Origin of the sequence: Brevundimonas sp. (assembly GCF_036659295.1) — a bacterium.
Classification (GTDB): Bacteria; Pseudomonadota; Alphaproteobacteria; order Caulobacterales; family Caulobacteraceae; genus Brevundimonas.
The window spans coordinates 1-12,080 of the sequence record NZ_JAVXCU010000072.1; the positions used below are offsets into that span (position 1 = coordinate 1).

General features: G+C 61.9%; 12 protein-coding genes. 7 read left to right on the forward strand and 5 right to left on the reverse strand.

Going from position 1 to position 12,080, the window contains the following annotated elements:
* The coding region (locus tag RSB01_RS11305) for a 2-C-methyl-D-erythritol 4-phosphate cytidylyltransferase (RefSeq protein ID WP_332625494.1) at positions 1 to 312 on the reverse strand (312 nt) is incomplete at its 3' end.
* A 64-nt stretch (positions 313 to 376) separates the two neighbouring features.
* Here RSB01_RS11305 and dusB point away from each other — a divergent pair.
* The 7 genes from dusB (at position 377) to RSB01_RS11340 (ending at position 9,244) form a co-directional block, all read left to right on the forward strand.
* Positions 377 to 1,375 (forward strand): tRNA dihydrouridine synthase DusB, encoded by a 999-nt coding sequence (gene dusB / locus RSB01_RS11310; RefSeq protein WP_332625495.1) that lies wholly within the window; start codon positions 377 to 379, stop codon positions 1,373 to 1,375.
* A gap of 53 nt (positions 1,376 to 1,428) precedes the next feature.
* The gene (locus RSB01_RS11315; RefSeq protein WP_332590663.1) at positions 1,429 to 3,690 is read left to right on the forward strand and encodes a PAS domain-containing sensor histidine kinase; all 2,262 of its coding nucleotides are present in this window, start codon (positions 1,429 to 1,431) and stop codon (positions 3,688 to 3,690) included.
* A complete protein-coding gene (locus tag RSB01_RS11320) occupies positions 3,687 to 5,093 on the forward strand; it encodes a sigma-54 dependent transcriptional regulator (protein WP_332619854.1) in 1,407 nt (468 codons plus the stop codon). The genes RSB01_RS11315 and RSB01_RS11320 overlap by 4 nt, the downstream gene beginning before the upstream one ends.
* Complete coding sequence (locus RSB01_RS11325) at positions 5,093 to 5,953, forward strand: D-amino-acid transaminase (protein ID WP_332591864.1); 861 nt, start codon at positions 5,093 to 5,095, stop codon at positions 5,951 to 5,953. The genes RSB01_RS11320 and RSB01_RS11325 overlap by 1 nt, the downstream gene beginning before the upstream one ends.
* A 98-nt stretch (positions 5,954 to 6,051) precedes the next feature.
* Complete coding sequence (hfq, locus tag RSB01_RS11330) at positions 6,052 to 6,297, forward strand: RNA chaperone Hfq (RefSeq protein ID WP_167177865.1); 246 nt, start codon at positions 6,052 to 6,054, stop codon at positions 6,295 to 6,297.
* Positions 6,298 to 7,611, forward strand: coding sequence for a GTPase HflX (gene hflX, locus RSB01_RS11335; RefSeq protein ID WP_332591863.1), 1,314 nt, complete (start codon positions 6,298 to 6,300; stop codon positions 7,609 to 7,611).
* A 1-nt stretch (position 7,612) separates the two neighbouring features.
* The gene (locus RSB01_RS11340; RefSeq protein WP_332619853.1) at positions 7,613 to 9,244 is read left to right on the forward strand and encodes a Na+/H+ antiporter; all 1,632 of its coding nucleotides are present in this window, start codon (positions 7,613 to 7,615) and stop codon (positions 9,242 to 9,244) included.
* Here RSB01_RS11340 and RSB01_RS11345 read toward each other — a convergent pair.
* The 4 genes from RSB01_RS11345 to RSB01_RS11360 form a co-directional block, all read right to left on the reverse strand.
* Complete coding sequence (locus RSB01_RS11345) at positions 9,241 to 9,909, reverse strand: HAD-IA family hydrolase (RefSeq protein ID WP_332590376.1); 669 nt, start codon at positions 9,907 to 9,909, stop codon at positions 9,241 to 9,243. The genes RSB01_RS11340 and RSB01_RS11345 overlap by 4 nt on opposite strands.
* Positions 9,910 to 10,509 carry a DUF1643 domain-containing protein gene (locus tag RSB01_RS11350; protein WP_332590375.1) on the reverse strand — a complete coding sequence of 200 codons (600 nt, stop codon included), beginning with the start codon at positions 10,507 to 10,509 and terminating at the stop codon, positions 9,910 to 9,912.
* Positions 10,506 to 11,294, reverse strand: coding sequence for a nucleoside triphosphate pyrophosphohydrolase (gene mazG, locus RSB01_RS11355; protein ID WP_332590374.1), 789 nt, complete (start codon positions 11,292 to 11,294; stop codon positions 10,506 to 10,508). The genes RSB01_RS11350 and mazG overlap by 4 nt, the downstream gene beginning before the upstream one ends.
* On the reverse strand, positions 11,291 to 12,080 hold a 790-nt coding region (locus tag RSB01_RS11360; protein WP_332625496.1), incomplete at its 5' end, for an MFS transporter. The genes mazG and RSB01_RS11360, both read right to left, overlap by 4 nt.

Genomic DNA, 12,080 nt, shown 5'->3' on the forward strand with positions numbered 1-12,080 from the left:
GAGGAACGGGCGGGCGGCATCGTGGATCAGCACGGGGCGGTCGTCTTCCAGCACAGCAAGGCCTGCCTGAACAGAATCGGCGCGGGTGGCACCGCCTGTAACCGCGATCCAGCCATCAAGGCCTGCCAAGGCTTCACGGGCGCGATCTTGCGCCCCTTCGGCCAGCACCAGAACCAGCGGATTGGCTCCTGCCGCCAGCAGGCTTTGCGCCGACCATCGGATCAGCGGCTTATCGCCAACGGTACGCCATTGCTTGTCCCCGCCTGCGCGAGAACCCGATCCGGCAGCCACAATGATAGCAGAGAAGGTCATGCCTGCCTTCTAAGCGCCTCCTTCGTACTTGACGAGGGGGCATGGTTTCAGCGCTAAGGACGCCATGAGTTCGAGATTGCAAATCGGGGACGTCGAGATTGCCGGAAAGGTGCTGATGGCACCTATGACGGGGATTACCGATCTTCCCTTCCGTGTGCTGGCTTCAAAGCTGGGCGCGAGCTATGTGGCGACTGAAATGGTGGCGGCCGCAGAGCTGGCCCGAGCGCGCCCCGATGTGGTGCGTCGTGCCGCTGTGGGCGCTGGTCTGCCCCTGACAGTGATCCAGTTGGTTGGCGGTGATCCGGTCAAGATGGCCGAGGGTGCGCGTATGGCCGAGGCGGCGGGCGCGGACATTATCGACCTGAATTTCGGATGCCCTGCCAAGGAAGTCACCGGCGCGGCCTGTGGCTCGGCGCTGATGCGCACGCCCGATCTGGCCTGCAGGATCATGGAATTGGCGGTCAAGGCGGTCAGCCGTCCGGTGACGGTCAAGATGCGGCTGGGTTGGGACGACAACAGCCTGAACGCTGCTGTGCTGGCCAAACATGCCGAGGATCTCGGCATCAAGGCCGTCACGGTTCATGGGCGCACCCGCAAGCAGTTCTATACCGGCGTGGCCGACTGGGATGCCATTGCCGAGGTCAAGCAGTCGGTGTCCATTCCGGTCGTGGTCAATGGCGACATCATCACCGCCGAACAGGCGCGCGAGGCGCTGGACAAGTCAGGTGCCGATGCCCTGATGCTGGGACGCGGTGTCTATGGCCGCCCCTGGCTGGCGGCGCATCTGGAACGGGCACTTGCGGACGGCACGCAATTGGCCGAGCCGGATCGTCAGGATCGATTCGACATTGTGATCGAGCACATGCGGGCCTCGGCGGAGTTCTATAATCTGCCGCTGGGTCTGAAGATGTTCCGCAAGCATCTGGGCTGGTATATCGAGCAGGCACCGTGGCCGGCTGATCCTCTGGAACGCCGTCAGGCCAAGGCCAGATTGTGCAGACTAAACAGTCTGGAAGAGGTCGAAGAGGCCCTTCGGGCGCTTTGGTTGAACAATGTGGGGTAAAGCGGCAACTATGCTGTTGAACTTATGCCACAGTTGGGCGTAGCTAGTTCCTTATGAGCGAACCCCGCGCGGAACAGGTTTTAGACCCTTCTGCAGAGCGCCCCGTAAAAGGGCGCATCTGGGCTGATCGCCCGCGTGCTTTCTTCGGCTTTGCCTATGCGGTCGCGTTTATCGTTACGGCGCTGGCGATCTGGATTGTGGCGGTGGCCCCCGGATCGGCAGGCGAGGGCCGCACGGCGTCGGTTCGCGTTATCCTCTATGTGCTGCTGGCCAATATGGCGGTCATCGGCTTGCTTGCGGCGGTGGTTGGCCGTCAGGTCCTCAAGCTGTTTCGGGTCCGCCATGAAGCGGGGGCCAGACTGCATCTGCGGTTTGTGTTCCTGTTCTCTATCGTCTCGGTGGTGCCTGCGGTTCTGATCGCGCTGGTGTTCGGCGTGCTGGTCAACCGGGGTGTGGACCAGTGGTTCAGCACCAATGTGCGCTCCTCGGTCGAGAACGGTGCTCTGATCGGTCGCGCCTATGTGGCCGATGTCGGTGCGGGGCTGGAACGCGATCTGGAGACGATGAGTACCGAGCTGGGCGGTATTCGCGGCATGTTCGACAACCGCATCCAGTTCAACCGCGCCCTGACCCAGATCGGCGACTTCTTCGGCTATCCGGCGGTCTATATCCTGAATGGCAAGGGCGAGGTTCTGGCCAGTGGCGAGCGTCCCGATGCGCCGCCCTATGTGGCACCGCCGCCCGATGCCTTCCGTATTCTGGCCGATGGCGAGGTGGCTCCGGCCTCGGCAACCGAAAACCCCGACAGTATCCGTGCGCTTTATCCGCTGCCGGACTATGGCGATGCCTATTTGTATGTAGTGCGCCCGCTGGCCGAGGGCTTGATCCAGCGGATGCGGACGGGCGAGGAATCCATTCTGGCCTATCGTCAGGCCGAGGAAAGTCGCGCCCAGATTCAGGCGATCTTTGCGCTGGCCTATCTGGAAACGGCCTTGCTGGTTCTGGTGGGGGCGGTGTGGCTGGCCATGTCGGCAGCCAATGCGATTTCGCGCCCGATCGGCCAGTTGATTGGCGCTGCTGAGCGCCTCTCGGCAGGGGATTTCGAGGCGCGTGTGGATGCGTCGGATGCGCCAGCGGAAATGGCGGTCCTGTCCGATGCCTTTAACCGCATGACCCACGACATCCAGACCCAGCAGGTTGCGCTGCGCTCGGCCAGTGTCGAGGCGCAGACCCGTTCGCGCTTTATCGAAACCGTTCTGTCAGGCGTCAGTGCCGGTGTGATCGGTCTGGATCGCTATGGCCGTGTCTCGGCCATTAATGACAGCGCCCGCGATCTTTTGTCGATTACGGACGAGGATGTGCAAGGCCAGCGTCTGGGCGCAGTCTCGCCCGAGTTGAGCGAGCTTTCCGAGCGCGGTGAAGCCCATATCGAAGAAGATATCGACGTGACCCGCGATGGCGAAACGCGCCGTCTGCGCGTGCGCATCGAGGGCGGTCAGGGTGGCGAGATGGTGCTGACCTTTGACGATATTACCCGTCTGGTCACGGCTCAACGTAATGCGGCATGGCGCGATGTCGCCCGCCGGATTGCCCACGAGATCAAGAACCCGCTGACCCCTATCCAGCTATCGGCAGAGCGTCTGCGCCGTCGCTATCGCGACAAGGTGGGCGAGGATGTCGAGATATTCGACCGCTGCACGGAAACGATCATCCGTCAGGTTGGCGATATTGGCCGTATGGTGGACGAGTTCTCCTCGTTTGCCCGTATGCCCGCGCCGCGCTTTACCGAAGAACGCGCCGACGAGATGCTGCGCGAGGCGGTGTTTGCCCAGCGTGTAGCCTTGCCCGATATCGGTGTGGATGTGTTCGAGCCGGTTCCGGAAACGGTGTTGGACTGCGACGGGCGCATGGTGCGTCAGGCCTTGATCAATATCCTCAAGAATGCAGGTGAAGCAGTTTCGGCGCACAAGGCGTCGGGGGCCGAGACGGCCTATCCGGGCATTGCGACACGTCTGGATGTGTCGGGAGGCTATGCCCGTTTCATCATCGAGGATGATGGCATGGGCCTGCCGGAAAAAGACCGTGACCGCCTGACCGAGCCCTATGTGACCACCCGCGAAAAAGGCACAGGCTTGGGATTGGCTATTGTGAAGCGTATTTGCGAAGATCACGGGGGAGAATTGCGATTGGGGGATGCCGAAAGCCTGTCGGGCGCGCGTGTCACCCTCGTTTTTCCCCTGCGTCAGAATATCAAATCGACCCCGCGCCTTTCCGAAGGCAAGCCGGGCGATGACATGAAGAGAGAGGCCCTATGAAGACTACTGGCGCCGACATTCTGGTCGTTGATGACGAGAGCGATATCCGTGAACTGGTATCGGGACTGTTGGAAGACGAGGGGCATCACGTCCGTTCCGCCTCCAATGCCGAAGAGGCACTGGCGGCTGTGCGTGCGCGCAAGCCTTCGCTGGCGGTACTGGATATCTGGATGCAGGGCGGGGGCATGGATGGCCTCGAACTGCTGGATGTTATCAAGGGACTGGATGAAGACCTGCCGGTCGTCATGATCTCTGGCCACGGCAATATCGAAACTGCCGTCAGCGCGCTCAAGCGCGGGGCCTATGATTTCATCGAAAAGCCGTTCAAGTCGGATCGTCTGGTGGTGGTCGTCGACCGTGCCCTCGAAGCGGCCTCGCTGAAACGCGAGAACAAGCGCCTGCGCACACAGGCCATGACGCCGTCGGGCCTGATCGGTAAGTCGGTGGCAGCCCAGAACCTGCGCAATACCATTGCCAAGGTCGCACCGGCCAATAGCCGTGTGCTGATTTCCGGCCCTCCCGGCTCGGGCAAGGAACTGGTCGCGCGCCAGATCCACGATAACAGCCCGCGTGCCAAGGGCGAGTTCGTGGTGATCTCGGCGGCCGGTATGACGCCGGAACGTCTTGATGTGGAACTGTTCGGCGAAGAGGGGGCGGATGGCCGTCCCGCCAAGATCGGCGTGTTCGAGCGCGCCCATAACGGCACCCTGTATCTGGATGACGTGGCCGACATGCCGCGCGAAAGCCAGAGCCGCGTGCTGCGTGTTCTGGTGGATCAGCGTTTCCGCCGCGTCGGTGGCGAACAGGACGTTCAGGTGGATGTGCGCGTCATCACCTCGACCGCCAGAGACCTCAAGGTCGAGATCGCCGAGGGACGCTTCCGCGAGGACCTGTTCCACCGTCTGAACGTCGTTCCGATCCGCGTTCCGCCCCTGTCCGAGCGCCGCGAGGATATTGCCGAACTGGTCGAGTATTTCGTCGAAACCCTTTCGGCCTCGCAAGGTCTGCCGCGTCGCCAACTGGGCGAGGATGCGATTGCGGTGCTTCAGGTCCATCCGTGGCCGGGCAATGTGCGCCAGTTGCGCAATAATATCGAACGCCTGCTGATCTTGGCGACAGGTGATATTTCCGAGCCGATCAGCGCCGAGATGCTGCCGCAGGAAGTGGCCTCCAACTCGTCCAGCAGCTTTGGCAACGAGCGCATTATTGCCCTGCCGCTGCGCGAGGCCCGCGAAGTGTTCGAGCGCGATTATCTGGCCGCGCAGATCATGCGTTTTGGCGGTAATATCTCGCGTACGGCGGCCTTTATCGGCATGGAGCGTTCTGCGCTGCACCGTAAACTGAAGTCGCTGGGCGTTTCACCGTCCCGTGGTGGTGACGATCAAGAAGGAGAGGGCGCCTGATGTCTAGGGTCGCCTATGTAAACGGGACCTATCAGGCCCATGGCAATGCCGTCGTCCATATCGAGGATCGCGGTTTCCAGTTCGCCGATGGCGTCTATGAGGTCTGGTCCGTTTTTGACGGCAAACTGGCCGACTATGAAGGCCACATGCAGCGTCTGGGCCGCAGCCTGACCGAGCTTCGGATCGATATTCCGATGACGGCACAGGCTCTGGGCATCGTCCTGCGCGAAACCATCCGCCGCAACCGCGTGCGTAACGGGATCGTCTATATCCAGATCACCCGTGGTACGGCACCGCGCGACCATGCCTTCCCCAAGGGCGTGGCACCCAGCGTGATTGTCACCTCCAAGCCTATCGACCTGAGCAAGGGCGAGGCGCTGGCGGCCAAGGGCGCGACAGCGGTTTCGCATCCCGACACCCGCTGGGGTCGTTGCGACATCAAGACGGTCGGCCTCTTGCCCAATGCGCTGGCCAAACAGGCCGCGCGCGAAAAGGGGGCCTATGAGGCCATCCTGTTCGACGAGATGGGCATGGTGACCGAGGGCTCCTCGACCAATGCGTGGATCGTAGATGAACACGGCAAGCTGCGTACCCGCGACACACAGGCCAACATCCTGCGCGGCATCACCCGCGCCGCGATTATGAAACTGGTCGCCGAGGAAGGCATCGAACTGGACGAACGGGCCTTCTCTCTGGAAGAAGCCAAGCGCGCCAAGGAGTTGTTCGTGACGGCGGCCTCGTCGTTCGTGATGCCGCTGGTGTCGCTGGACGGTGAAAAGATCGCTGACGGAAAGCCGGGCCCGATCGCCACACTTTTGCGCGAAGTGTATCTTGCGCAGGCGCGCCGCGAGGCCATTTAAGGCGTTGCCGCCAATCCGGATGCAAGGTTTAATGTCGGCTCGGGGCTAACCCGGGCCGATATCGGCATCTCAATAACGAAGAACAGGAAAAACCTGCCATGTCGCAAGACAAACGCCAGAACCTCCAAGACACCTTCCTGAACAGCGTCCGCAAGACCAAGACCCCGCTGACCATCTTTCTGGTCAATGGCGTCAAGCTTCAGGGTATCGTAACCTGGTTCGACAACTTCTGTGTGCTTCTACGTCGTGATGGCCAGTCTCAACTGGTTTATAAACATGCCATCTCGACCATTATGCCTGCCGGTCCGGTGCAGATGTTCGAGCCCGAAACCGAAGAAGACTGATTGACTTCCAAACTTATTGATCACGCCGTTCCGCTCATTCGGGCGGTTGTTATCCACCCCGACAGGGGTTCCGAGAAATCGCGTCATGCGGCCGACCGTCTTGAAGAAGCGGTCGGTCTGGCGCGCGCGCTGGATCTGGATGTGCAGGCCGAAGAGGTTGTGCGTCTGCGCAGCACCACGCCTGCGACCCTGTTCGGGTCGGGCAAGGTCGAGGAACTGGCCGCTTTGGTGCGTGCCGCCGAGGCCGAGGCTGTCGTTATCGACGACCAGCTGACACCGGTCCAGCAGCGCAACCTTGAACGGGCTTGGGAGGTGAAGGTCATCGACCGCACCGGCCTGATCCTTGAAATCTTCGGCCGGCGTGCCCGCACCCGCGAGGGACGCCTTCAGGTCGAACTGGCGCGTCTGGAATATGAACGCTCGCGTCTGGTGCGGACATGGACCCACCTTGAACGCCAGCGCGGCGGCACAGGCTCGACCGGTGGTCCGGGTGAAACCCAGATCGAAATCGACCGCCGCTTGATCGCCGACCGTATTGTGCGCCTGAAGGCCGAACTTGAGGAAGTACGCCGCACGCGCGGCCTGCACCGCAAGGCCCGCAAGCGCGTGCCGTTCCCGGCGATCGCTCTGGTGGGCTATACCAATGCGGGCAAGTCGACGCTGTTCAACCGTTTGACGGGTTCGGAGGTCTTCGCCAAGGACCTGTTGTTTGCGACGCTGGATACGACCCAGCGCACGATCAAGTTGCCGCAGGGGCGACCGGCCATCATCGCCGATACCGTGGGCTTTATTTCCGACCTGCCACACGAACTGGTCGAAAGCTTCCGTGCCACGCTGGAAGAGGTGGGCGAGGCCGACCTGATCCTGCATGTGCGCGATATTGCATCCCCCGATACCGAAGCCCAGCGCAAGGATGTCGAGGAGGTATTGGGCCAGATTGCGACGCCGGAGGGCCGTACCCGCCGTATCCTCGAGGTCTGGAACAAGATCGACCTTCTGGACGACGAGGCGGGCGAAACTGTCCTTGGCCATGCCGAGCGTCTGGCGCGCGAGGGCAAGGCTGTGGCCGTGTCGGCATGGACGGGCGAGGGCACAGATGCCCTTCGCGAAACTATTGCCAGCCTGATCGACGATGACCCTGAAAGTGTCATCCTGATACCGGCCTCGCGCGGGGATGTTCTGGCGTGGCTGTATGAAAACGGCCGCGTAACCCACCGCCATACCGAGGAAGACGGCACCATTCGCATGACGGTGCGTTTGCATCCCGTAGCTTTGGGCCGCTTCGAGCGTTCTTACCCCGACATACTGGACTAATATGCAACTGATCGAGACCGCGCTGTTCCTTCTACTGGCCGTTGTGCTGTCGGGATGGGTGGCGCGGATCACCCGTATGCCCTTGCCGCTGGTGCAGATTGCACTGGGGGCAGGGGTGGTGATGCTGACCGGTAAAAGCGTCGATCTACGTCCTGAAATCTTCTTTCTGTTGTTCTTGCCGCCGCTGCTGTTTGTTGACGGCTGGCGGATACCCAAGGCGGCGCTGTTTCGCGACCGCAAGGTGATCCTTGAACTGGCTCTGGGGCTGGTGGTGTTTACCGTGCTGGGGCTGGGTTTCTTCATCCACTGGATGATACCAGCCATGCCTCTAGCCGTGGCCTTTGCCTTGGCAGCCATCCTGTCTCCGACTGATCCGATTGCCGTGTCCGCCATTGCGGGCCGCAGTCCGATGCCCAAGCGCCTGATGCATATCCTCGAGGGCGAAAGCCTTCTGAACGATGCCACGGGCCTGACCTGTATGCGGATTGCGGTGATTGCCGCGACGACGGGTGCATTCTCGCTGACCCATGCGGTCGGCACTTTTGCGTGGCTGGCTCTGGCCGGTATCGCCGTTGGCGTCATGGTCAGCATGGGGATCGGGCTGGCTAAAGGCTTTATCAGCCGCCGTTGGGGCGAGGATGTCGGCGGGCAGATACTGGTCAGCCTGCTGATGCCGTTTGCAGCCTATCTGGCAGCAGAAGCCATACACGCATCGGGTATTCTGGCTGCCGTCGCAGCAGGCATCACCATGAGCTTTACCGAGCGCGAAGGCTCGGCCATGGCCGCCACCCGCATTCGCCGTGCGGTCGTGTGGGATACGGTGCAGTTCACGGCCAACGGCCTGATCTTTGTAATCCTTGGCGAGCAGATGCCATCCATTCTGGCTCGCGCTGCCGAGGTCATCAAAACCACACCTCAAAAAGAGGTCTGGTGGCTGGCCGTCTATGTCATGGCTATTGTCGGTGTTTTGGCGACGCTGCGGTTTATCTGGGTGTGGGCGACGCTGCGCCTGACCCTGTTCAGCCGACAAAAGGGTAAGAGCGAACGGCCCAAGCTGCGCTGGCGGCTGGTGGCGGTGATGTCGCTGTCGGGTGTGCGCGGGGCGATCACGCTGGCAGGTATCCTGACCCTGCCGTTCTTTTTGGCCGATGGCACGCTTTTACCGGCCCGCAATCTGGCGATTTTCCTGGCGGCAGGGGTGATTATTATCTCGCTGGTGGTGGCCAGTATTGCGCTGCCCATGTTGTTGAAGGGCGTGGAACTGCCGCCGGAGGACCGCGCCTATACAATCGAGGATCGCGCCCGTAAGGCGGCGGCGCTGGCCGCTATTCGTGCACTGGAACAGGCCGAGCGCGATGCCTTGGGGGCAGGGGTCCGGCCCGACGAGCACGCCGCCGTGGTGGCGCGACTGATGGAAAGTTATCGCCACCAGATCGAACTGGCCTCGGGGGCGGACGATGACGAGACGGTGCGCAACCACCAGATGGAAAAACTGGAGCGCGAACTGGCCCTGCTGGCGCTGACCGCCCAGCGTGCAGAGCTGGTGCAACTGGCCCGCAAACGTCTTGTTGACGAGGAAACCGCCCGCAAACTGGTGCGTGAACTGGACCTTCAGGAAATCCGTTTGGGCTAGGGTGCGAGCCAGTCGGACAGGGCGACATAGCTGTCGAACACCTGATGTGCGCCGGCCATGGCGAGGCGTTCGGGATGATCGCCGCGTATATGCCCACCTGCGCAAAGACCAACGACCGTCATACCTGCGGCAACACCCGCCAATACGCCCGTCGGGCTGTCCTCGATCACTAAAGTACGATCGGGGGCGGCCTTCATGGCGTCTGCGGCATAGAGGAAGAGGTCGGGATGGGGCTTGCCGCGTGTGACGTGGACGGCGGCGCTGAAGATCGGTCCGCCAAAGGTTTGCGCGGCTCCGAATTGGCCTAGTCCCAACTCGATCCAGTCCGGAGGGCTGGACGAGGCGATGCAGCGAGGCTCTAAGCGGCAGGCCAGAAAGGCGTCAAACCCTGCAACAGAGGTCAGTTCGCGATGCGCCCTTTCGTGGCAGCGGCGCGTCCATTCTCCGTGCACATCCGGCGGGCAGGGCCTGCCCAGACGTTCTGAAATAAGCGCCTCGCAATCCATCCACCTTTTGCCCAGATAGGTCGCCAGCGCATCATCCAGTGTGGTGGGCAGGCCGATCTCGCAGAGCAGTTCGGCCATCACCGTGTTGCTCAGCAGTTCGCTGTCGGCAATGACCCCGTCATAGTCGAAGATGATAAGGTCAAAGCCGTAGCGTTTCATTTATTTGGGCATCCACCGGACCAGAGGCGTGTCGGCGCGCAGATAAAGCGGGTGTTTGGGACTGCCGTCGCCATTGGTGCCAAAGCACCAGAGTTCGACGCCGTCCTCGGTCAATGCCTCGACCAGCGCCTTGCCCGCAGGCACCAGCGCCTTGTTCAGCTTGCCGTGGCACAGGATGACGCGGGCGGCACCCTTGGCCTGTTCGCGGATGGCGGGCAGGTTGGCGGGGGACGAGACGATCACCCCGTCTTCCAGCAGCATTTTGGGATGGGTGGCGCGATAGTCGCCGACATTGGCCTTGACCATGGCGGCAAAGCCCTCGCGCTGGCTAAAGGTCCATTCGCGGGCGCAGGTGGGGTCGTTGACCTCGGCATCGGCGGTGGACGGGTTCATGCCGATGAACAGCACATAGCGGTCGGGGAAGGTATCGCCCAGCCAGCGGCGCATCAGGGTGCGGTGACGACCATCCTCGCTGAACGCGGCATCGCCACGCACACCCGCCATCAGGGCCATACGCACCTTGCCGCCGGGATCGTGCTGGTTTTGCTGGGTGGGATCAGGCGCGATCAGATCAAGCTGGGTGGCGATGGACTTGCTCATGCTTTCTCGGCCACCTTGGCGGCGTCCCACAGGGCATCCATTTCGGCCAAGTCCGATTGTTCGGGCGTGCGGCCATCCTTGTTCAGTTCGGCCTCGATAAACTCGAAACGGCGAATGAATTTGGCATTGGCACCGCGCAGGGCGTCTTCTGGTTCGATTTCCAGCTTGCGCGCCAGATTGGCCATGACGAACAGCAGATCGCCCAGTTCTTCCTTGGCCTTTTCCTTGTCGCCCGCCTTGATCTCGACGCGCAGTTCCTCGACCTCCTCGGCCATCTTGTCGAAGACCTCGTCGACCGACGGCCAGTCAAAGCCCACGCGGCCTGCGCGTTTGGTCAGTTTGGCGGCGCGGGTCAGGGCGGGCAGGCCGACGGGCACATCGTCCAATACGCCGGTTTGGGCCTTGGCGACGCGCTCGGCGGCCTTGATGTCTTCCCAGCGGGCCTTTTGGGCGCTGCCGGTATCCTTGGCGGCCTCGTCGCCAAAGACGTGCGGGTGACGGCGCACCAGCTTGTCAGCCATAGCCTCGGCCACGTCTTCAAGTTTGAAATGCCCCGCTTCCTCGGCCATGCGCGAATGAAACACGACCTGGAACAACAGGTCGCCCAATTCGACACGAAGCTCGTCCATGTCGTTGCGCTCGATGGCGTCGGCGACTTCGTAGGCTTCTTCGATGGTGTAGGGCGCGATGGTCTGGAAGGTCTGTTCCACATCCCACGGGCAGCCGCCATTCGGGTCGCGCAGGCGAGCCATAATCTCTTTCAGGCGGTCAACGGGATGGGTCATAGGGCGGCTTTCGCATCTTTGAGCGCCAGTTCGGCGCGTATCTGGTCATGGCGCTGGGCCGTCAGCGGATAGTTCCGCATCACCAGCGCCGCCGCAGCCATAAGCGCAGCAGGCACGGCGATAAACAGGATTTGCAACATCAGGATGGCCAAGTCGCCGTTTTCTGCGGGCGTCTGCAAAGGTTTGAAGCCGACGAACTGCAGGATGGCATAGGGGATCAGGGCCACGACATGGCCCATCTTGGTGGTGACGGCGAGGATGGAGAACATCAGGCCGGTTAGGTCCTCTCCGGTCTCATGGCGGACCTCGTCACCCGCATCGGCCATCATGGCCCGTAGCAGGAACAGGGCTGCGGCATAGGGCAGGCCCGCCATGAACATGGCCGCAGCGGTGATGGCAAAATTCCCGCCCGGTACGAGGCAGGCCAGACCATAAAAGACGGCAAAGATGATGGACGAGACCGCCAGCGTCTTGTGCTTGCCGATGCGCGTGGCCAGCCAAGCCCAGAACGGCGCACCCACCAGTCCTGCCATGAAATACAGCAGCATGAAGATGGAGGCGCTGGCATGGTCATAGCCTTTGACCTGACCAAAGAAGAAGAACACTAGCGAGCCGGTAATCCCCGGTGCGACACCCAAAAACAGGTCCGCCAGCAACAGCTTGCGCACGGTCTTCAGCTTGAACAGGCCCAGCCATGTGCGGATGCCGCCATGCGGTTTGGGCGGTGCCAACTGGGGTTCAGGGGCGGCGAAATAGGCGATGGCGAGTGTGATCGGTAGGGCAATA